Genomic DNA, 23,102 nt, shown 5'->3' with positions numbered 1-23,102 from the left:
TTGTTTCATGAAAAAATTCACCGCATTTGTTTTGATGTTATTGACAGTTATTCCTTTTATCGTAGCTGCCTACTTCTTGTATTTGAACTTCCCCACCACTCCTGTAGTAATCATTAACATTGTACTTATGATGACAGGTGTACTTTTGGCTTTCTTGGTGTACAACAGAGTTATAATCGGTGATGACAAAAACTACATCAAAGCCAACACTGACCACTACCCCCATATTGAAGGTGCTTTAATTTATGTAATGCCGAATGATTTTGTCGACAAGTTAGAAAAAACACCCGGTAGACTGTTCTTAGCAACGACAGATGAAGTGGAAGAAAACCTCACCATAATTGGTGGAGAATACAATAAATTAATCGATGAAATCACCTTAAAATACAATCAGGGGATTACCACCAAAATTCGAGGTTCACGCACTGTTGCTGTTGGAGACCATCAGTTCTTGTTTTATGGTTTTGAAGAACTCACCCACACCAAAGGGAAAAAGAAAACTGTTTACCAATGGGAAGAAAATCGACTGGTTCAAAAGAATGGAGAAGAATTAATTTCCATTAAGATTCCTGACCGATTACCTGTTTATATTTTTGATTGGAAAGAGATGGTATAAACACTCCTTTTTACAAAACATAAAAAACACAAGTCGTACCCTATTTTTTCATTACCTTACAATTTACATTTTTATAAACACAACATGAAAAGCATTGTAAACTACCTATTTTTAATTTCCATTTTATTTATAACCTGTAACACCAGCATTGCTCAAGATAGTTTAATTGGTCATTGGGAAGGAGAAGACCAAGGAGAAGTCGGAAACATTCATTTCAATAAAAATGGAATTGCTTTATTTATCTTCAATAATGACACGCTTGGGGGAGATTCCTTTACAATAGGTGGTCATGAAGCCTATTTAAAATACACTGTAGAGTACAGTGAAGAAATTCACGCTTTAGATTTTATTATATACTTAAAAGATAACGATGTAGAAGTCGGTAGAATACCTTGTATTATCAGATTCGAGAATGAAGACAATATTTTTGTTTGTATGAATTTTAACGACGAATCTAGACCAACTACTTTTGATGAAGGAGACACTATTCTAATGACTAGGATTCCTCTTGAGAAAAATGAATAACCAGCACCCTTTGAAATGAAATACCTTTTTACTATTTTTTATATTTTCTTCTCACTTTTTCTGTACGCACAATCAGAACACGATTTTTATCAACAATAGATTATTGCACAGAAATTAAACTCAAAAACACCGACACAAAATGCGGGGAGTGGGGTGGCGAAATCACTACAATTAGGGTGTATAAAAAAGATTGTAAAGGTGAATTTTATATCGACTATACAAAAACAATCATGAACTGTGAAGATATTATTGGGCACTATTCACGTGAAGACGTAGACATTTTTAAAACCATTCAAGCAACCGACGAAGAAAGGAAGTTAATTGAGCAGGCCATCACAGAGCTATTAAAAAGAAAACTGTCTAATAATGATTCCTTTGGACATAGTGGAATACAAAACAGTGTTGTTTTTAGCGACTCAACATTAATCATCAAGGACTATCCTTCTATTAGATGGTCCTCTTTTGAAAAATTGGTTCATCAAGTTACCAAACAATAAGTTTGTGGGCTAAAGGAAATAAAAAAACACCAACTTCAAAACTACGACGCTAATAATCAAACAAATACAAACAAAAATAAATTCCTTTTTTTTAACAATTTTAACATATATTAATAAATATAACTATATTTGCCTAAAACTTTAACACCAAGCAATTAACAAAGCTTAATACCTAATTTAAGCTGCACTATATTTTCATTGTATGACTAATATTGAAAAGACCACCCTTCTATCGCGTATTTTAAGAAAAGGAAATAGAACGATTTTAGCACTTGTTGTTTTTCTATCCTTACCACTGATAACTTTTTCTCAAAAGGATACCACTTTTTGGTTTGCTGCTCCAGGAGCTTCAAGCGGAATAGGAAACAGTCCTATTTCATTAAACATTACATCTTATGCTGATCCCGCAAGTGTTACCATCAGTTTACCAGCAAATGGATCATTTACGCCAATAACTATTTCCCTTGCTGCAAATGATCACCAAAGCATAGACTTAACACCTTTTATTGCAGCTCTTGTATCTCCTTCGGGAAACAACATCAACAATAACGGAATTAAAATAAGCGCTACCACCTTAATTACCGCGAGTTATGAGATCAGTAGTTCTGGTAACAAAGAAATTTTTGGTTTAAAGGGTAAAAATGCTTTAGGAACAGAGTTTTATACGCCATTTCAAAAGCACTGGAACAATGCAGTTGTTGGGCCTGCCGCATTCTCTTCTTTCGATATTGTAGCTACAGAAGATAATACAACAGTCCTAATAACTCCAAGAGCTGCGATTACTGGACACGCACAAGATGTGACTTTTTCAATTACATTAAATAAAGGACAAACCTATAGTGCTAGAAATATGAATATTTCTGCAAGCTCTACCCTTTCGGGTTCAATTGTTTCATCCGACAAACCAGTTGCCGTTACGCTATTTGAAGACGGGTTAGAAAACGGTGCGTGTATAGATGCGATAGGAGAGCAAATGACGAATATTCAGCGATTAGGAACTAAATTTGTCGTAAGAAAAGGAACAGGAACCACCGATAGGATTTATGTTTTAGCTGCAGAAAACACTACGAACTTAACCATCAACACTTCTGTTATCACAACCGCTTCAATCAGTTGGGGAGAAGCACATGAAATCATCTTGACGGATGACGTTGCTTATATCGAATCGAACAAGCCTGTCTATGTTTATCATGTAAGTTCTATGGGGTGTGAACTCAGTTCTTCATTGGTTCCTAACGTATACTGTGCAGGTGATGACCTGGCTTCAGTTTATAGAAGTTCAGGTGACGATTTTGGAGTAATCTTATACACCCGAACAGGTAACGAAGGATTATTTACTGTAAATGGTGCAACTGGAATCATTAATGCATCAGACTTTACTGCTGTTCCAGGATCAGGTGGAGCGTTAATGGTTGGACAAAAGTTTTTTACGACAGGAGAAATTCCTTTAAATTCTTTAACAGATATTGAAAACACAGGAGACATATTTGGTTTAGCTATTTTACAAGGAACAGTAAGTACTGGATTTAGCTATACCTATCTAACAGAATACATGAGTACCCCTTTTGCAAATGCGGGAAGTGATGCAACAGTTTGTGCTAATGTAGGTCTTCCCCTCAATGGAACAGTTGGAGGTGGTCCTGCAGAAGGCTCTTGGAGCAGCACTGGATATGGAACATTTACGAATGGTCTCAATGATCTAAACAATGAATATGTTCCGAGTTCTCTAGACGCTATAATTAGCCCAATTGAAATCATCCTCACCTCCAGTAGCGCATTGTGTCCTGCCCAAAAAGACACTTTCCTACTCATTGTGGAAGACCCTCCATTGGTCAATGCTTCTGTTGATCAAACAGTTTGTGCAAACAATGCGGATGTTGACCTTAACGGTTCTGTTCAAGGAGGTTCTACTACAGGAGAGTGGACAACCTTTGGGAGTGGAACATTTACTCCAGATGCAAATACACTTAATGCTGTTTATACTCCATCAGCTGCTGACATCACAAACGGAAGTGTAAAACTAATGTTAACCTCAACCAACAATGGAAATTGTTTAGCAGAAAAAGACTCCATTCAAATTACCATCACTGCACCGCCTGTAGTTGACATTCTACAAGACACCGTTATTGTTTGTGCCAACAATAGCATGGTTTCACTTAGCGGTACCGTGAGTGGACCAACTACAACAGGAGTATGGAGTTCTACAGGTGACGGTATTTTCAATCCGAACAATGTTTCTTTAAATACAAGCTATTACCCTGGGGTAAACGATTTATCTACACCGGGAACATGGGCATACCTTCGATCTACATCAAATGGGAAATGTAAATATGAACAAGACAGTATATATATTGAATATACAGATGCGCCGGATGTAGAGGCTGGAACTAATCAATTGATCTGCACCAATGACTCACTTATTCCTTTAAATGGATCTATTGTGGGTGGAACAAGCACAGGAGAATGGACAGGTGGAATGGGAACTTTTTCCCCTTCTAATACAGACTTAAATGCAATTTATACACCAACGGCGTCTGAAATTTCGTCTGGACAAATTGCACTAACATTGACATCTACGGACAATGGCAGTTGTAATTCAGAAAATGATGTTGTTCAGTTTATATTTGTTGCACCACCTTATGCTAACTTCAATACTGCTGATAATTGTTTAAATGAGAATTCGAGTTTTGATAACTTCTCACTTGCAGGTTACGGTTCAATTACACAAAGTGCGTGGTCATTTGGTGACGGAAACACCTCAGCACAACTTAATCCTACCCACACTTATACCCAAGATGGTCAATACGATGTAGAACTTATAATTACAAACAGCAATGGGTGTACTGACACCATCCAAAAGAACATTGAAATCTTCCCTCTACCAACAGCAGATTTCGACTATCTTGCAACATGTAACAACAATCAAAGAACAGTTAGCTTTACGGATCAATCAAATTCTGTCGACCCAATTAATACATGGTTTTATGATTTTGGAGGTCAAGGTACTATCAATCTACCAGATTATGATTTTGTTTTTAATAATCCAGGAACGTATAGTGTGATGCACATTGTTTCAACCAACCACAACTGTTCAGATACAATCGTAAAACCTATTCAAATCACCCCACCACCAAAGGCAGGATTCACCTTCAATTTCACCAGTGGAACCAACGTAGGAACAACCTATAATTTTATAGATACTTCCTTGTACTCTACTGGTTGGGACTGGACCTTTGGAAATGGTGAAGCATCCAATTTAGAAAATCCAAGTACAGTTTATTTTGAAAACGGGACATTCCCAGTAGTTCAATATGTTTATGATGACCTAGGCTGTTTTGACAGTACAATTGTATGGGTATCCATTGATAACGTTACTCAAGAGATTCAAAAATTAATTCCCAACGTAATTTCACCAAACGGAGATGGCTATAACGATGTATGGAAATTATCTTTTATTGAATTACTGTATCCAGAAGCAACAGTTGAAATTTACAACCAATGGGGACAACAAATATTCATGTCTCAAGGGTACACAGAACCATGGGATGGAACCTATGAAGGTGAAGACGTTCCTGATGGAAATTATTACTATATCATTAATCTCAACCCCAACCAGGAAGACCAACTATTTAAAGGTGCTTTGTTGGTATTAAGAAAATCGAAATAGAAAACAATGAAGAAACAACTATACATATTTGCCTTAATCGTGCTGACAACTTTTTCAGCAAAAGCACAACAAATAGGAATGTATTCTGACTTTATGATGAATAGGTTTTTCTATAATCCTGCCTATGCAGGAAGTAAGGAAGTGCAAGAAATGAATGCTGGTTACCGTGCCCAATGGGTTGGTTTTGACGGAGCTCCTTCTAGCTTTTATTTCAACCTAATGGGATCATTGAAAAACAAAGGTAAGGTTGGATATGGACTTGGAGTGTACAATGAAAATTCTGGGTTGATGAACAGCACTGGAATTCGACTGAACTATGCACACCATTTCAAACTCGGTGAAAAAGTGAAGCTCGGCTTGGGAATACAACCTGGTTATTTTCAATATAGAATTCGTTTATATGATGCCATTAAAGCAGATGAAGGAGATGATGTATTTACAGGAAACGTTCATTCAACCAATGCATTTGACATCAATATGGGATTCAACATTTATTCTGACAAATTCTTTATTATGGCCTCAGCCCAAAGAATTTTAGGAGGAATGATCAAGTTTACAGGTTTCAATTCTCAACTTCAATTCCATGCCAATGCAATTGCAGGTTACAACATTCAGTTCGAAAAACGCAAACTAGAATTACAACCCAGTGTATTGATTCGATATACCGAACCCGTTCCTTTGCTTATTGCGCCAATGTTAAAATTAAAATATGACGATAAATATTCTTTGGGAGTGATGTATCGTCATGATGATGCAATTGGAGTAAATGCAGGATTCACATGGAATAAACGATTAACCATAGCTTACGGATATGACATTTCAATCAACGCACTAAGAAAATACAATTCAGGATCGCATGAAATCATGCTTTCTTTTATCATCAACAACAAAAAACCAACATTAGAAGAATTGGATGATAAACTCAACAATAGCATTCTTGAGGATACCAATAAAGAAACTACTAATTAAGTAAGACCCTATCATTATGAAAGCAAAGAAAATATTCATTCTCCTTTTCGCATTTTTGTCTTATACACAAATTGTCGTCTCACAAGTTGACTCTGTATTCTGGTTTGCTGCCCCATGGGTAACACCTAGTCATGCCGATAATGACCCTGTTAAATTTAGAATATCTACATTCAACAAGCCCACTACGGTGAGGATTTACCAGCCTGCTGGAGGTTATGACAATACTGTTGTTATTCCACCCAACTCACTTGAATCGGTTGACCTTTCAGCAATCATCAATACCCTAGAGGCTAAACCGGCCAATACAGCACTTGATTACGGTGTAAAAATAGTTGCCGACACCTTAGTTACAGTGGTTTATGAGATACTAACATCAGGAAACAACCCTGAGACCTTCTCTCTGAAAGGAGGAAATGGTGTAGGGACCGAGTTTGTTACCCCATTCCAAACCAGATGGCCCAACTGGAACATGTCTTCTGGAAGTACACAACCAAAACAAATGTTTAGCATTGTAGCCACTGAAAACAATACGACAGTTTGGATTACACCGCGTACCGATATTGTTGGGCATCCTGCTGGAGTGACTTATTCGATCACCTTAAATGAGGGTCAGGTTTACACTGCTGAAAATATTTATCAAAATGTTAACCAACCTGGAAGAAGTTTAAGCGGTTCTATTATCACCTCCGACAAACCAGTTGCGGTGACGATATCTGAAGACTCTGTTACTGGAGAACCAAGAACATGTAAAGATTTAATGGGAGACCAAATTGTTCCTATTGAAGTGATTGGAAACGAATATATTGTCAACAAAGGAAGTATGTTTTCCGATGTTCAAGAAGGAATATTCGTTGTTGCAACACAAAACTTCACAGAGGTAACCATTACCTCCATTGGAGGAACAACAACTCAGCAATTGAATCGAGGAGACACATGGAACCACACTATTGTCGATGACTTATCACATGTGATTTCAGACAAACCAGTGTATGTATTGCAAGCAACAGGATTTGGATGTGAATTAGGTTCAGCGATCCTTCCTCCAATCAACTGTTCTGGTTCTGCTCAGGTAAGTTTTACCAGAACCAATAACCAAGGATTCTTTTTGAATATTCTATGTCCAACTTCAGCAGTCAATGACTTCTTATTGAATGGAAGTAACGCTTTGATTCCAGGGTCTGCGTTTGATGTTGTTCCAGGCACAGGAGGGCTTTGGAGTGGTTGTCAATTGAATTTTAGTAGCTTAACAGATATCCCTGTAAACTCAATGAACCTTCTTGAAAACACCTCTGACTTTTTTGCCATGGGAGTAATTAATGGAGGAACAACAACAGGAACCTATTACCACTATATGTCTTCTTTCCTTCGTCGAACAATTATTGATGCAGGACCAGACACTACACTTTGTAATGGAGACCCTTCTATTGCCCTATCGGGAAATATAAAAGGAGCAACCTCTACAGGTGAATGGTCTGTTTTAAATGGAACAGGTTCATTTCAAGATGCAACTTCATTGACCACCACATACACTCCTACCGCTAGTGATTACACACAAGGGGAGTTGTTATTCTTATTAACTTCTACAGGAAGTTGTAACCCAGTTACAGACACAATGCGCGTTAACTTCATACAATCTCCAATTGTATCTGTTGATCCTGATCAAACCTATTGTAAAAATAACATTCCAAACATCATTATTACAGGAGGAGTTCAGTTTGCAACTACAGCAACATGGTCAAGTAATGGTAATGGTGGTGTTTTTGGAAATCCAAACAATTTAACGACGACCTACACTCCTTCTCCTGCAGAAATCGATGCAGATAGTGTTGCATTATTCCTTACTTCAGCAGGTAGTTTCTTTGCTTGTGATAATGATGCGGACACTGTTGTTATCCGCTTCACACCAGCTCCACAAGTTAATGCTGGAACTGATGTGAATATCTGTTCAGATGAAACAGAAGTAGATTTAGAAGGGATTATTGGTGGAGCAACCACAACTGGAGAATGGACAACCACTGGAGCTGGTTCTTTTTCTCCTAGCCAAAATGATTTAACGACAACCTATTTAATCGATCCAACTGATGTAGCGAACGGAAGCTTCCAATTGGTCTTAACTTCGCTTGACAACCAAGATTGTTTAGCAGAAACAGATACCTTATTGGTGAATATTACTCCACAGCCAACATTAGACATTACCACTTCAGACTCTATTTGTGAAACCAATCAACTGATTCCATTAACAGGAACAATAACCAATGGATTTGGAGCACAATGGACCACTTCAGGTTTTGGTACAATTGCCAATTCAAATTCACTGAACACATCTTATACTGTGAGTCCAGTAGATACGACCAATGGTTATGTAGATTTTTTCCTTTCGACCACAGGCGTATGTTCAGGAAACATGGACTCCTTGCGGGTACACTTTGTAAAATCCCCAATTGTAAATGCAGGGGCTGACCAACAGTTGTGTGAGAATGCAGCAGTTCAACTTTCAGGAAACATCACCTCTCCTTCACCGGCTGGAGCGTGGTCATCATTAGGTACAGGAACATTTACCCCTGGAAACGCATTTCTTTCAACGGTTTACATTCCGTCCCCTGGAGATGTAGCCAATGGTAGTGTTACCTTAATTTTAGAATCCACCAACAACTACGGTTGTGCCGCAGTAAAAGACACCATGGAGGTTCTCTTTAGAGAGATTCCTACGGCTGATTTCAATGTTGCTTCAGTGTGTCAGTATGACAATGCTGTTTTTATCGACAACTCTTCCTTCTCTACAGGTTCTCTTACCAATTGGGAATGGATATTTGGTGATGGAACCACATCAACATTAAGTGATCCACAACACATTTATGACCAAGGAGGTGATTACACAGTTCAGTTAATAGTGACAGGGAGTAACTCTTGTACGGACACACTTGATCAGAATTTAACAGTAAATTACGCACCAATACCGAACTTCTCTAATACAGTAGCCTGTGAAATGAATGAAATCTTTTTCAACGATTTAAGTACAATTCCTTTGGGAAGCATTACAGATTGGAATTATAACTTCTACGGGTTCGGAAGCAGCACTGCCCAAAACCCAAGTTTCTCTTTCCCAATTGCAGGTAGCTACCCAGTGACTTTAACAACAACTTCTGATTTCGGATGTACAGCTGATACTACCATTACGGTAGCGGTGATCCAAAGTCCAACGGCTGACTTCTCAATGAATCCGAATCCAGCACTTGTAGGTCAAGATGTTCAATATACAGATTTATCAACAGGAACAAACATACTAGGGTGGTACTGGGATTTTGATGATGGTGAAGCGTCCAATATTCAAAACCCAATTCATGACTATACAAATGGAGGAAGTTACTATGTAACACTTAAAGTTACCGACGAAAATAATTGTACAGATACAATTACAAAATTGATTACCGTTGAATTATTGCCTGTTCTCCCAACTGGCTTTACACCAAATGGAGATGGAGATAACGATGTGTTTATTATTCGTGGTGGTCCATTTAATTCCGTAGATTTTAAAGTTTACAACAATTGGGGGGAATTGATTTTTACCTCAACACAACAAAGTGATGGCTGGGATGGTACCTACAAAGGAGAAAATGCTCCATTAGGGGTCTACACCTGGACCTTTGTTGTCGAAATGGGGAATGGTCAAATTATTAAAAAATCAGGGGATGTTACCCTTATAAGATAATAGAACAATGTATAGAATTCTAATCATACTAATATCAGCAATAGGCTTGTCGCTATCAACCCGAGCCCAAGATGCACACTTGTCAATGTATGACGCTGCACCCTTGTTTTTAAATCCAGCTTTAACTGGCATTGTCGATGGGGATTTCCGTTTGCATGGCCAATACAGAACTCAATGGAAATCGGTAAATTACAAACCATACACCACATATTTGTTGAGTTTCGATATGCCTTTTAAAAAATGGGGATTTGGAGTTCAAGTCAACCAATTCCGTGCAGGTCAAGGAAACTATAACTCCCTTCAAGGATTGGTTTCGGCTGCTTATAATACCGCACTTGACAAAAACAAAAATCACATGATTTCTTTTGGCGTTCAAGGAGGCGGTGTTCAGAAATCTCTTGAGTATCCCCTATTGTCATTTAACAACCAGTATTCTCCCAATAATGGAGGTTTTTTCGATGAAACCATTGCCACTGGTGAAGACATAGAAGCGAGAACGATTTACTTGCCTTCGGTTAATGCTGGATTAATGTATTATTTCGCACAACAAAACAGACGTTTGAATCCTTTTATTGGAGTTTCTGCATTCAATTTGGTGAGTGCTAAAGAATCATTTCAAGGAATTGACAACCGATTACCAATGCGTTTCTATGCACATATCGGAACAAGAATAAATCTCACTGAGACTTTTTATTTAATTCCTAAGTTCTTGTTTATGCAACAAGAGAACTTCAGTGAGCAAACCATCGCGCTTGAAGCAGGATATTATTTAAAGAACAGTGAATTATATTTATTAGGAGGACTTATTTACAGAAATAAAGATGCCGCAGCAATCACCATTGGTGGTAAGCTCGACCGATTCACATTAAAACTTGCCTATGACATCAACATGTCTACTCTTTCTACAGCATCTTCAGGAAGAGGAGGTTTTGAAGCCTCATTGACCTACGTTCATAGTAAACGAAGAAATAAAGATTTCGAAAAAATTTGTCCTCGATTGTAATTCATCACCATAGCAGCCCAAAATGAAAAATATACTATTCATATTATTTTGCACAATACAGTTTGTGACCTTTTCACAATCCAAAATGGTTTGGTTAAACACAGCTGATCAACTTTATGAAAAAGAAGACTACCACAACGCATTGATTTATTATCAAAAAGTACTGAATGATACCATTGCGCTTTCACAACCAGTCTTACCTTATGAGGTTCAATTGACGAACCGTGCACTGTCCAAAAAGAAAAAAGAAATGGACAGTCAACTCGTGACAATAGAAGATTATACCAATCATCAAATTGCCATGTGTTACAAAAACACTTTTGACTACAAACGCGCTGAAGAACAGTTTTCCAAAACATACCAAACAGAAGGTTATCCAAATGATGCCTACTATTATGGAAATGCGCTAAAAAACAATGGAAAATGCGAACAGGCCATAGAAGTATTTGAATCTTTTATTCGATCAAGTCCCGAATCAGACTCCTTGGTTGAAGTTGCGAAAACACAAATGCGTGGATGTTTATTTATCCTTAACGATTCAGGAGCAAAAACCGAGGCTGTTGTAGAACTTGCTGACTCAACTTTTAATACAGGATCAACTTCATTTGCTGTTTCATATTTCAACAGTGAAGACAAAGTGATGTTTACATCTGCTCGTCCTGGAGGAGTTATTCTAGACCCTGAACAACAATCTGAATATTTATGTGACGTATACTGGGCCGAGAAGGACAATAACACGTGGAAACCAGCAGTCAACTTTGGACGACCTTTAAACAGTGCTCAGCATGATGCTGCATCATCTATCAACAACACGAATACAATATTTTATACACGATGGAGTGAAAACAGAATTCATCCAAAAATTTATTTGGCCAGAATGATGAATGGTAAATTCTTTGAGGCATACGAATTGGACGAAAGAGTAAATGTTGAAGGATATTCATCTCAACAACCATACATTTCAATGGACGGCAAAACCTTATACTTTTCGAGTGATCGACCTGGAGGTGAAGGCGGATTTGATATTTGGAAAATAAAGTTGGATGAAGAGGGAAGTTTTGTCGGTGGTCCAATCAATTTAGGACCTAATGTTAACTCGTCCGCAAATGAAGTAACACCTTTCTTCCATGAAGCTACTTCTACCCTATTTTTCAGTTCCGATGGTTACAATTCTATTGGTGGGTTCGATGTGTTTAAAAGTGACTGTCATCCCGACACGAAAATCTATTCCCTTCCATTAAATATGGGAACACCGATTAATTCAAGTTTTGATGATACCTATATGATTTGGGATGCAAAATTAGAATCAGGATTTCTTTCTTCTGATAGAGAAATTTGCGAATTCGGACATTGTTATAACATTTACGAAGTTAGAAATAGCGCAATTGTAATTTCCCTAGATGGTTATGCTTACAATATGGAAACTGATGAAATTCTACCCAATACAAACATCAGCATTAAAGATGTTACTGGAGAAAAAGCAAACTACCAAGTTTCTACAGATGAAAATGGTTATTATGCCATCGACATCAACATTGGAGAAATGATTTTTATGAAAGCCCAAAAAGAAAATTATTTTGCTGATGCCGCAGTTGTAAATACCGAATCAATTACACAATCTACAAAACTACAACAAGACTTCTATCTCGATCCAATTCCTGAAGATGAAATTAGACTTGAAGGAATTGAGTATGACTTTGATTCTGACCGACTTCGTCCGGCTTCAAAGCAAATATTAGATACTTTGTATAAACTGCTAGAATTAAATGACAATTTAATGGTTGAAATGAATTCTCATACAGATTACAAAGGTTCTGACGCATACAATCTAGACTTATCGAAAAGAAGGGCTCAGTCTTGTGTGAATTATTTAGTTCAGAAAGGTATAAATAAGGACCGATTAAAAGCAATAGGATACGGTGAAGGGAGTCCAACAATTTGGGTGGATGAACAAAAAAATCCAATTTTAGACGCTGAAGGAAACAAACAAGTACTTACTGAAAAGTTTATCAAAACACTAAGTAAAAGTAATCAAGAAAAAGCAAACCAATTAAATAGACGAACGGCCTTTAAAGTTGTTGGTGAAGGGTTTAAAGTTGAGTCTGAATAATTGAGAACAATTTATTTTGGACTCATTTTAATAAAACACTATGAAAAACACAAAAGTTTTAGAAAACGAACTTTTTACATCTATTATTTGCAGTGATGGAATTGATTTTAGAGGAGTAAAAATAGGAGACTCAATCGATGTTCTTCCGACTATTGAAGGATTGGATTTTGAGACCAGAGGAGGAGCCCTTCCCAATTACAAGTATTTTATAGAGTTGGGTACAATAGAAGAATTAACCCTTGTGTATTTATACGATGCTGAAACTAAACTCATTCAACAATTAGAACTGACTTTAAAAACATACCCTAAGTTTTATTGGGAAGAAGCGGGTGGCACAGATGAAATGGAGTTTTTTACAAAAATAAAATCAAATGCTATAGATACGTACCTTTCTGAATTTACACATTGCGAAAACTTAGTGATAGCACATTTTGAAAATCAGCTGGGAAATCCAGAATCAACTTCAAATCATGCTGTCTTCAAACATGACCATCAAGCATTTAAATCTTTTAACTGGATGCTAGAGGGTAAAAGATTGACCTTGATGAGTTATTTAGACGACACCAAATATCCACAAGGAGCAATAACACGAGAATTAAAACTAATTTTAAGATAGTTATCCTTTACACTACATTCCGAAAAAACGTATTATTCACTTGTCTACGCATGAAACTGATGCGTGTTTTATATTTCGGCACATTTAAGACTGAGTTGGGTTTTATTTAAAAAATGTAACCAAATCATCTGGTATACATTATAACTGTACCCCAACAATAAAAACCTAGTCTTATGAAAGCACTTTCAAGCATCTTATTTATCTTTTTGTCAATCGGTTCATTTTCACAAGCATCAAGAACAGCAGATGATATAATTAATCAACCTGAAAAAAAAGCAGGTATTTATCGAATTTCTGGTACATATTTGGGCACATCAGTTGTGAACATGAATTATGGTTCTTCAGAAATTTTATCGGTGATGGACAAGGCAGAATTAAAAAATGTTGAAATAATCCAAATCGATTTGGTGTACACCAACTATCCAAAAGAGCAGGACATCACAGAGTTGAACAAACAACGCATTTTAAATATGCTGAGTATTCGTTCCGATCTCATTAAAAATGAATCAATCTCTTGGAGTATTGTACGTCAGATGTATTGCAACAATGAATCACAAGCCAAGATGATGTTTCATGGAGCGGTAATCTACTATTTGCCTGAACAAACATCAGCATTGAGTTATACAGAAATATCAAAATATAATAACTTACCTAAAAATGACAGTGTAGAGATTACGAAAGAAAGCCTTAAAAAATTTAAAGACAATCCAGTAATCATCAATGCTTTTAAACGTAATCAATGGAAGAATTCCACTATAGTTGCCGATGTAACCTGTAGCATGTATCCGTATATGGAACAGACCGCATTTTGGTTTTTATTAAAGATGAATAAAACAGAACAAGCCAATATCGTACTTTTCAATGATGGGAATGGTCGACCTAATTCAAGCAAACGAATCGGTCACACTGGAGGTATTCATAGCGTGACCACAAAAGACTATGCAGAATTTAGAAAACTACTTCTAAAAGGTGTGTCTTACGGTTGTAGTGGAGATTCACAGGAGAATGATGTTGAAGCCATTTTGGAAGCCCAAAAAAAATACCCACATGCCACAGAAATTATTCTCATAGCAGATAACCATTCACCTATAAGGGATTATTCTTTAATTAAGGACATTAAAGTTCCAGTACGCGTCCTATTATGTGGAACGAAGTTCAACATCAACAATCAGTATTTAAATCTTGCCCGTAAAACTGGAGGGTCAGTTCATACAATAAATGAAGATCTTACCAATTTAATCGATAAAGCTGAAGGAGAAACTTTTAAGTTTATGAATAAAAGTTACATCATTCAAAATGGGAGAGTTGTTAGAAATAAAAGAGAAAAAACGAGAATGTAATTATTTTAAGAAGTCTGTGGAATCATTTAATTTATGATTTAAGCAGATCAAAATCCAGCAAATAAGCGTAGTTTTGCATTAAAATAATACATGTCCTCAGAAAATCAAAAGAAGTCCAGACTTCATCCCCGTAATAAAAACAAGAACAAATACGACTTAAAAGCACTAACGACAATTAGTCGTGATTTAAAGTCATTTATCCAACCTAACAAATACGGGATGGAGTCTATTGATTTTTCAGATGCACGTGCAGTAAAATCATTAAACACAGCGATTTTAAATCATTATTATGGAATAAAATTTTGGAATTTTCCGGCACAGAATTTAACACCTCCCATTCCTGGAAGAGCAGATTATATTCATCACATCGCTGATCTTCTAGCCGAAGGAAACTCCGGTACGACTCCTCAAGGAGATCAAATTACTTGTCTGGATATTGGTGTAGGAGCAAGTTGTATCTATCCTATTATTGGAGTAATAGAATATGGTTGGAATTTCATTGGTGCAGATGTAGACCCAAAGTCAATTGCTTCTTCCGAAAATATCATCAAAGAAAATCCATCCTTAAAAGGTAAAATAGAATGTCGTTTACAAACAAATCCGAAAAATATTTTCTTCGGGATTATGGAGAAGGATGAAAAGATCGACATTACCATTTGCAATCCGCCATTTCACTCATCAAAAGAAGAAGCCCTTAAAGGAACGCGAAGGAAAGTCAAAAATCTGACCGGTAAAAACACTAAATCTCCACAACTTAACTTTGCTGGAGTAAGTAATGAACTCATTTTTAAAGGTGGTGAATACGTATTTATCCACAACATGATTAAAGAAAGTAAAGCATTTGCAAAGAATGTGACTTGGTTTACAACATTGGTTTCAAAACAATCAAATCTAAAGGGTTTACACAATGCCTTAATCAAAGTTGGCGCAAAAGAGGTGAAAGAAATACCTATGGGAACTGGAAATAAAATCACACGTGTGTTGGCTTGGAGGTATTAGAAATCATCCTCTAAATAAGAAGAAATCTTTTTTCATATCTTCGATTAAACCATGTTCGTTGGTTAAGATATAATCGATGGCTTTCGAAGTAAATTCATCTCCTTTATCCGTAAGAGCAACTACATCATCGGAAATGCGGATCATGTTGTTTTTAAGTGCTAAATTTAAGATTGTTTTACTGCGGACTTTTTGCCAATTAATGTGTTCATTGAGGTGGTTGACATGGCGCTCCTCTATTTCATTATGGTTTTTAAGATGTAACAAGAAAGTAATCAACATAACTTCTCTACGTTGTTGCTTTTCACGATAAATTACAGCAATAAATCCTTTGTCTGGAGCAAACAAGTATATGATCAGGAAAACCAAACCTAGCATTGTGGCGATACTCCCAGCGATGGAAGCATCTAAACTACTGGCTAACCAATAACCAGATATGGCACTAAAGACACCAACAAAGCAAGCCAGACCGATCATTTTTTTCAGGTTGGTAGTTAATAAATAAGCTGAAGCCGCAGGCGCAATCATCATAGCTACGACAAGAATTGCCCCAACCGCATCGAATGCACCGACCGTTGTAATGGAGGCCACACTCATCAATCCATAATGAATGATTACAGGAGAAAATCCTAAAGAAGTCGCTAGGCCAGCATCAAAAGTGCTCATTTTTAACTCTTTGAAAAAAGCGAACAATAGAATTAAAGTCACCAACAAAATGGTACCAATTACCCATAAAGATTTAGGACCTAAATCCACTGTTCCGTAATAAATTCGATCAAAAGGAGCAAAGGCTAATTCTCCGAGCAAAACGGCATCAACATCTAAATGGACATCATTGGCATATTTCGCAATCATTATTACCCCAATACTGAACAAGACAGGGAAAACCAGACCAATAGCAGTATCTTCTTTTACTAGTTTTGTTTGCTGTATTTTCTCTACTAACACCACTGTCAAAACTCCGGTTAAAGCGGCAAATAAAATAAGCAAGGGCGAATTTAAATCTTGAGTTATAAAAAAACCTACCACTAATCCTGGCAGGATAGAATGGCTAATTGCATCACTGATCATGGCCATTTTACGCAATACCAAAAAAGTACCTGGGATAGCACAAGCCACTGCAACTAAGCAGGCAATCATCTGTATTTCGAATTGTGCGCTAGTCATCTTTCTCGTTTTGGTTATACAAATTACTTGCACGCAGGAAACCTTCTTCGGTTAAACTCCACATCTCCCCTTCTACTTTTACATAATTTTTATCGATGAGCTTTTTCAATCCTTTTCTACTGTATCCTCTAAAGTTATTTAGAATTTTGATGGCGTGAGGGTGAGAAATGTCCTCATGATCTTGTACAATATGGTACATAAAAGTCAATGTTTTTTGAAGCTCTAAATCATTTCTATTTCTAATCAAGCGGATTCGTTTAAACAACAACCCACGATTAGGAGAAAAGACAAAAGAAAAAAGTACAAATACAGAAGCCACTAAAACAATCACTGGACCGGTAGATAAATTATTTTGCGTTGCGCTGATTGCCGTTCCAAACACACCCGCACTTGCACCAAATATAGCGGCTAAAAAAACCATCACTCCAAGACTATTGGTCCATTGTCTTGCTGCGGCCGCTGGGGCTAAAAGCATGGCGCTCATCAAAATCACACCTACAGTTTGTAATCCTAAAACAATAGCCAGCACGATAAAACTTGTAATTAAAGCATCTATAAATTTGGTGTTAAACCCTAGAGTTTGTGCGTAATCTTTATCAAACAACAAAATTTTAAATTCTTTCCAAAAAAACAACAAGACCAAGACACATAAGCCAGCAACAAAAGCCATCAACCAGACATCACTTTCTACCAGGGTAGCAGCTTGTCCAAACAAATATTTATCTAATCCTGCTTGATTTGCGTCAGGTCGTTTTTGAATGAATGTTAGCAACAGTATACCAAACCCAAAGAACAAAGATAGTATCAGTCCAAGTGCAGTATCAGCTTTCAGGTGTGTTTTAGTGGTGATTCCCCGGATCCAAAAAGCACCGATAAGTCCACTAATTAAGGCGCCTATCAATAACACATTGGAATCTTTTGCTCCAGTAAATAAAAATGCCAAAGCAATACCAGGTAATGCGGCATGAGAAATAGCATCGCCCAATAAACTTTGTTTTCGCAGTACAGCAAAGCTGCCCAACATACCTGTTACTGCTCCAAGGACAGCAGTTCCTAAGGTAATGGTTCGCAAAGTATAATCGCTAAAAACGAGTTGTATATATTCAATTATTCCCATTAATTATTTACCGTTTTTTTTCAATTTGTGCCTTCGGTTTCACATTATTAATTTTTCATTTTAATCATTTTTGCACACTTACCTTGTAATTGATTCCGTATGTCTTCGTTAAATTGTCATCGTTAAAAATATCTTTCACTGGGCCAGTTGCAATTTTTTTCACATTAAGGAAAGTCACCCAATCAAAATACTCGGGTACTGTTTGTAAATCATGATGTACAACCACTACTGTTTTTCCCGCTTTTCTCAACTCTTTTAAAATATTAATAATGGTCACCTCAGTTGTTGCATCAACACCTTGAAAAGGTTCATCCATAAAATAGATGGAAGCATTCTGAACCAAGGCTCGGGCTAAAAATACACGTTGTTGTTGTCCTCCAGAAAGTTGAGAAATTTGACGATTTTTAAACGACAACATTCCGACTTTCTCTAGCGCTTCCAGAGCTCTTTTTTTCTCCTTCAGGCCAGGTCGCTTGATCCATCCTAAATCACCATAGGTCCCCATCAAAACTACATCAAACGCAGTTGTAGGAAAGTCCCAATCGACACTCCCTTTTTGCGGTACGTAGGCCACATGTTTTCGTTGTGATTTATATGGTTTGCCAAAAATCGTGACACTTCCTGCTATGGGTTTTAGAATTCCAAGAATAGCCTTAATTAAAGTTGATTTTCCCGCACCATTTGGCCCAACAACTGCCATTAATACACCCTCTGGAATTTGCAAGTCAATATCCCAAATCACGGGTTTATAATTATACGCTACTGTTAGGTCATCTACTTTAACTGCTATTCTCCCCATTATTTCAGTGCATTTACAATCGTTTCGACATTGTATTCAAACATTCCGATATAGGTCCCCTCTTTTTCTCCAGGGTTCCCCAGGGCATCAGAATATAAAGTCCCTCCAATTTCTACCTGATGATCTTTTGAGTTTACTGCGGCTTGCAATGCTTCAACCGTTCTTCTCGGAACAGAACTTTCTATAAAAATGGCTTTCACTTTGTGATCAATAATATAAGCCGCTGTTTGTTGTACGTCTTTTACTCCTGCTTCGGTGGCCGTAGATAATCCTTGTAGTCCCACAACATCAAATTCAAAAACCTCCCCAAAATAGTTAAAGGCATCATGTGCTGTAACCAACCTGCGTTGATCAACAGGAAGTGTTGCGATTTGTTCTGTTACTTTCGCTTTCAAGGCTTGTAATTGTTTCCCATAACTCTCAGCATTTTCCTTAAACATATCTGCTTTTTCCGGAAGTGACTCACCTAGTTTTTCAGCTACAAAATGTGCTATACGTTCCCAATATTCAATATTAAACCAAATGTGAGGATCGTAGTTAGATTCAAAAAGCGTTGAACTTAATAAGTCACTTTTGTCAAGCACATCCGTAACAGCAATGGTCTTCATGTTTTGACTTTTCATTCTTTCGAAGACATCCTCTAGCTTTCCTTCTAAATGCAAACCATTGTACATAACCATATCGGCATTAGACAATTTAAGTACATCTCCTTCACTTGCCTTATACAAATGTGGATCTACACCTGCGCCCATTAATCCTTCAACTTGAACAATATCTCCACCTACATTCTTCACCAAGTCTGTAATCATTGTGGTGGTTGTTACGACAGTGAAGCGTTTATTCTCTGAATGATCATCACTACAAGACTGTAAAATCAAGAGGCAAAATGCTATATATACAATTATTTTCATTAATCTAAATATTTGTTGCGAAGATACGAAAATTATAAATAGTGTTCAGTAATTCAAAAGGATTATTGTCTTAGAAATGAATCATTTTCAACTCTATCATGCAGGTGAATCATAAAAAGTAAAACCTTCTCAATTACTGTAATCAAGCATACCGTATTATTTACAAGTCAATTAAAGTCTAATTCAGCTAAAATATTTTAATTTAGCCACACAAAATAGACAGACTATGAAAGCATATGTATTTCCAGGCCAAGGGGCCCAATTTATAGGAATGGGAAAAGACCTTTACGAGACTTCTCCTGTAGCAAAAGAATTATTCAACAAAGCCAATGAGATTTTAGGTTTTGACATTACAGAAATTATGTTCAGTGGAACAGATGAGCAGTTGAAAGAGACAAAAGTAACTCAACCCGCAATATTTTTACACTCTGTAATCTTAGCTAAAGTTTTGGGTGATGATTTCAAACCAAACATGGTTGCTGGACACTCATTAGGTGAGTTTTCGGCACTTGTAGCCAATGGAGTATTGTCTTTTGAAGATGGGTTAAAGTTGGTTTATCAGCGTGCTTTAGCAATGCAAGAAGCTTGTGAAGCAGAACCTTCTACAATGGCGGCTATCTTAGGATTAGATGACGAAGTAGTAGAAAAAATCTGTGCAGACATTGACGAGGTGGTAGTTGCAGCAAATTACAACTGTCCTGGACAATTGGTAATCTCAGGTTCTAAAAAAGGAATTGAAATCGCTTGTGAAAAAACAACTGAAGCTGGAGCAAGAAGGGCTTTACCTCTTCCAGTTGGTGGAGCATTTCACTCACCATTAATGGAGCCTGCACGTGAAAAGCTTGCAAAAGCAATTGAAGAAACACCGTTTACGGAAGGACTTTGTCCTATTTACCAAAACGTAACTGCAAATGCAGTAAGCGATATCAATGAAATTAAGAAAAACCTTATTGCACAATTAACTGCGCCAGTTCGTTGGACACAAACCATGCAACAAATGATTGCTGATGGATGTGAAGAAGTAATCGAAGTGGGTCCAGGAAAAGTTTTACAAGGTTTATTTAAAAAAGTAGATAGAAAGTTCCCTACTTCTAGTGCTACGATAGGAGAATAATGTGTTAATGTTGTAGGGACGTTTTGCAGAGCGTCCTTACAACAAAACACCCTTATAGTAAGTCTTTATTTCTAAAGCTCATGTCATTTAGCTTTCTGAAGTGCTTTCGGGTCAAGTTACTTTGAAGAATATCTAAGTGTTCAATTCTATGACAGTCTGTTCCTAGATAATCTATAACCTCATGGTCGACCATGAGCTCCGCTTGTCTTTTGATTTCTTTTCCATAATGTCCTGTAAGTGAATTCAAATTCATTTGAATATGAACGCCTTTCTCGCGGAATCTTTTGGCTGGCTCAACTCCATCTTTCAGATAAAACAAATACCTTTCATAGTGCGCGAGTATGGGTTGATAGCCTTTCGATTTCAAATCAAAAATCAATTGATCAATATTATTGGGCTTTGCTCCAAATGAAAACTCAATCAAGACATTGTTCTTTCCAAAGGTTAAAATTTCATCCTTGGCCAATAATTCTAGAAAGTGATCATCATAATAATATTCGGCCGCTGCTTCTATTTCAATTGGAATATTTAGTCTTTTAACTTCAGCACGCACCTCTTCTAGGCCTGAAAGAATAATTTCGGGGGTATTTTTATAATAATCATATAAAATATGGGGAGTTGTAATCACTTTTTCATATCCCAATTCAACAAAGCGCAATAACATTCCTATGGTATGATCCATACTTTGTGAACCGTCATCTATTCCAGGAATAAGGTGACTGTGCATATCTACTTTAAGAGCGCTAATATCGAAAGGCGCTTTGTTTTTTTGGCCAAAAATCGACTTAAAAACGTTCATAGTTTATGATTTATATTGATTCTCATAGTAAGTTTGATACTCACCAGAAACAACATTTTTTACCCATTCTTGATTGTTTAAATACCAGTCTACTGTTTTATCTAAACCTTCCTCAAAGGTAATTGAGGGCTTCCAATTGAGTTCTGCCTCTAATTTAGATGCATCAATAGCGTATCTTCTGTCGTGTCCAGCCCTGTCTTTTATAAACTTGATTTGCTTTGCCGTTTCTCCTTCCGCTCTTCCGAGTCGTTGGTCGATTATTGTAGCCAAACGTTTTACAAGATCAATATTGGTCCATTCATTTAGTCCACCAATATTATAAGTTTCACCATTTCTTCCTTCATGGAAAATTAAATCAATCGCACTGGCATGGTCTTCAACCCAAAGCCAATCTCTAACATTTAATCCATCACCGTAAATAGGTAAATCTTTACCCTCAACCGCATTGTGAATCATTAATGGAATGAGTTTCTCAGGAAATTGGTGACTTCCATAATTATTCGAACAATTAGAGATACGAATATTCAATCCATAAGTATGGTGATATGCCCTCACAAAATGATCTGAACTAGCTTTTGAAGCTGAGTAAGGACTTCTTGGGTCGTAAGCTGTAGTTTCTTCAAACAATCCTTCTTGCCCTAAACTTCCATAAACCTCATCGGTTGAAATATGGTAAAAAATATGTTTTGATAAGTCTGTCCAATGGGCTTTACACACATTCATTAAGTTTACTGTTCCCACAACGTTCGACAGTACAAACTCCATAGGTCCAGAAATAGATCGATCCACATGTGATTCAGCTGCTAAATGGATAACATCTGTAATTTTATAAGTTGAAAAAACATCATTAATATCTTCGACGTTACAAATATCTCCTTTTACAAAAGTGTAGTTTGACTTCGTTTCAACATCTGCAAGCGTTTCTAAATTACCTGCGTAAGTTAATTTGTCAAAATTCACAAAATTGTAATTCGGATAACGATTCACCATTCGTCTAACGACATGCGAACCAATGAACCCAGCGCCACCTGTTATTAAAATAGTTTTCATTTAATTTTCTATCTATAATGTTATTAAATAATCTAATCCTCGCGACCTGTGAAATAAGATTTGAGTCGATTCCCTAAGAACAGTTTACCATAATGTG

The 23,102-nt window shown here is 36.9% G+C and carries 18 protein-coding genes; 12 read left to right on the top strand and 6 right to left on the bottom strand.

Going from position 1 to position 23,102, the window contains the following annotated elements; genetic code table 11:
* Positions 1-7: 7 nt before the first annotated feature.
* From ACN0U3_RS09275 to rlmF, 11 genes are all read left to right on the top strand, one after another.
* Positions 8-616 carry a hypothetical protein gene (locus ACN0U3_RS09275; RefSeq protein WP_299201069.1) on the top strand — a complete coding sequence of 203 codons (609 nt, stop codon included), beginning with the start codon at positions 8-10 and terminating at the stop codon, positions 614-616.
* Between the two features lie 84 nt (positions 617-700).
* On the top strand, positions 701-1,141 hold the full coding sequence (locus ACN0U3_RS09270; protein ID WP_417265994.1) for a hypothetical protein: 441 nt from the start codon (positions 701-703) through the stop codon (positions 1,139-1,141).
* Between the two features lie 176 nt (positions 1,142-1,317).
* Positions 1,318-1,638 (top strand): hypothetical protein, encoded by a 321-nt coding sequence (locus ACN0U3_RS09265; protein ID WP_417265993.1) that lies wholly within the window; start codon positions 1,318-1,320, stop codon positions 1,636-1,638.
* A gap of 202 nt (positions 1,639-1,840) precedes the next feature.
* Positions 1,841-5,305 carry a PKD domain-containing protein gene (locus ACN0U3_RS09260; protein ID WP_417265992.1) on the top strand — a complete coding sequence of 1,155 codons (3,465 nt, stop codon included), beginning with the start codon at positions 1,841-1,843 and terminating at the stop codon, positions 5,303-5,305.
* A 6-nt stretch (positions 5,306-5,311) separates the two neighbouring features.
* Positions 5,312-6,274 (top strand): type IX secretion system membrane protein PorP/SprF, encoded by a 963-nt coding sequence (locus ACN0U3_RS09255; RefSeq protein WP_299201058.1) that lies wholly within the window; start codon positions 5,312-5,314, stop codon positions 6,272-6,274.
* 16 nt (positions 6,275-6,290) lie between these two features.
* Entirely contained in the window at positions 6,291-9,983 is a 3,693-nt protein-coding gene (locus ACN0U3_RS09250) for a PKD domain-containing protein (RefSeq protein ID WP_417265991.1), read from the top strand.
* A gap of 7 nt (positions 9,984-9,990) precedes the next feature.
* The gene (locus ACN0U3_RS09245; RefSeq protein WP_417265990.1) at positions 9,991-10,986 is read left to right on the top strand and encodes a PorP/SprF family type IX secretion system membrane protein; all 996 of its coding nucleotides are present in this window, start codon (positions 9,991-9,993) and stop codon (positions 10,984-10,986) included.
* Positions 10,987-11,071: 85 nt separating this feature from the next.
* Positions 11,072-13,096, top strand: a complete 2,025-nt coding sequence (locus ACN0U3_RS09240; RefSeq protein WP_417265989.1) for an OmpA family protein — start codon at positions 11,072-11,074, stop codon at positions 13,094-13,096.
* A gap of 40 nt (positions 13,097-13,136) precedes the next feature.
* Positions 13,137-13,712: a hypothetical protein gene (locus ACN0U3_RS09235; protein ID WP_417265988.1), complete on the top strand. Its 576-nt coding sequence runs from the start codon at positions 13,137-13,139 to the stop codon at positions 13,710-13,712.
* Between the two features lie 173 nt (positions 13,713-13,885).
* Positions 13,886-15,052 carry a hypothetical protein gene (locus tag ACN0U3_RS09230; RefSeq protein ID WP_417265987.1) on the top strand — a complete coding sequence of 389 codons (1,167 nt, stop codon included), beginning with the start codon at positions 13,886-13,888 and terminating at the stop codon, positions 15,050-15,052.
* A 90-nt stretch (positions 15,053-15,142) separates the two neighbouring features.
* Positions 15,143-16,051 (top strand): 23S rRNA (adenine(1618)-N(6))-methyltransferase RlmF, encoded by a 909-nt coding sequence (gene rlmF / locus ACN0U3_RS09225; RefSeq protein WP_417265986.1) that lies wholly within the window; start codon positions 15,143-15,145, stop codon positions 16,049-16,051.
* A 3-nt stretch (positions 16,052-16,054) separates the two neighbouring features.
* On the opposite strand, the gene ACN0U3_RS09220 is transcribed toward rlmF, so the two are convergent.
* The 4 genes from ACN0U3_RS09220 to ACN0U3_RS09205 form a co-directional block, all read right to left on the bottom strand.
* Positions 16,055-17,215: a metal ABC transporter permease gene (locus ACN0U3_RS09220; RefSeq protein ID WP_417265985.1), complete on the bottom strand. Its 1,161-nt coding sequence runs from the start codon at positions 17,213-17,215 to the stop codon at positions 16,055-16,057.
* Complete coding sequence (locus ACN0U3_RS09215; protein ID WP_417265984.1) at positions 17,208-18,332, bottom strand: metal ABC transporter permease; 1,125 nt, start codon at positions 18,330-18,332, stop codon at positions 17,208-17,210. Before ACN0U3_RS09215 ends, ACN0U3_RS09220 begins: the two co-directional genes overlap by 8 nt.
* A gap of 64 nt (positions 18,333-18,396) precedes the next feature.
* Positions 18,397-19,131: a metal ABC transporter ATP-binding protein gene (locus ACN0U3_RS09210; protein ID WP_417265983.1), complete on the bottom strand. Its 735-nt coding sequence runs from the start codon at positions 19,129-19,131 to the stop codon at positions 18,397-18,399.
* Complete coding sequence (locus ACN0U3_RS09205) at positions 19,131-20,042, bottom strand: metal ABC transporter solute-binding protein, Zn/Mn family (RefSeq protein WP_299201028.1); 912 nt, start codon at positions 20,040-20,042, stop codon at positions 19,131-19,133. Before ACN0U3_RS09205 ends, ACN0U3_RS09210 begins: the two co-directional genes overlap by 1 nt.
* Positions 20,043-20,268: 226 nt before the next feature.
* Between ACN0U3_RS09205 and fabD the strand changes: the two genes are divergently transcribed.
* Positions 20,269-21,156: an ACP S-malonyltransferase gene (fabD, locus tag ACN0U3_RS09200; RefSeq protein WP_417265982.1), complete on the top strand. Its 888-nt coding sequence runs from the start codon at positions 20,269-20,271 to the stop codon at positions 21,154-21,156.
* A gap of 52 nt (positions 21,157-21,208) precedes the next feature.
* On the opposite strand, the gene ACN0U3_RS09195 is transcribed toward fabD, so the two are convergent.
* Together ACN0U3_RS09195 and rfbB are read right to left on the bottom strand one after the other, a co-directional pair.
* Positions 21,209-21,955 (bottom strand): tyrosine-protein phosphatase, encoded by a 747-nt coding sequence (locus ACN0U3_RS09195; protein WP_417265981.1) that lies wholly within the window; start codon positions 21,953-21,955, stop codon positions 21,209-21,211.
* A 3-nt stretch (positions 21,956-21,958) separates the two neighbouring features.
* Complete coding sequence (gene rfbB / locus ACN0U3_RS09190; protein WP_417265980.1) at positions 21,959-23,005, bottom strand: dTDP-glucose 4,6-dehydratase; 1,047 nt, start codon at positions 23,003-23,005, stop codon at positions 21,959-21,961.
* Positions 23,006-23,102 lie beyond the last annotated feature (97 nt).

It is taken from the genome of Brumimicrobium sp. (assembly GCF_048268645.1).
GTDB classification, from domain to species: domain Bacteria; phylum Bacteroidota; class Bacteroidia; order Flavobacteriales_D; family Crocinitomicaceae; genus Brumimicrobium; species Brumimicrobium ulvae.
Note: the sequence above shows the minus strand (reverse complement) of the source record. Positions and strands in the feature narration are given on the sequence as shown.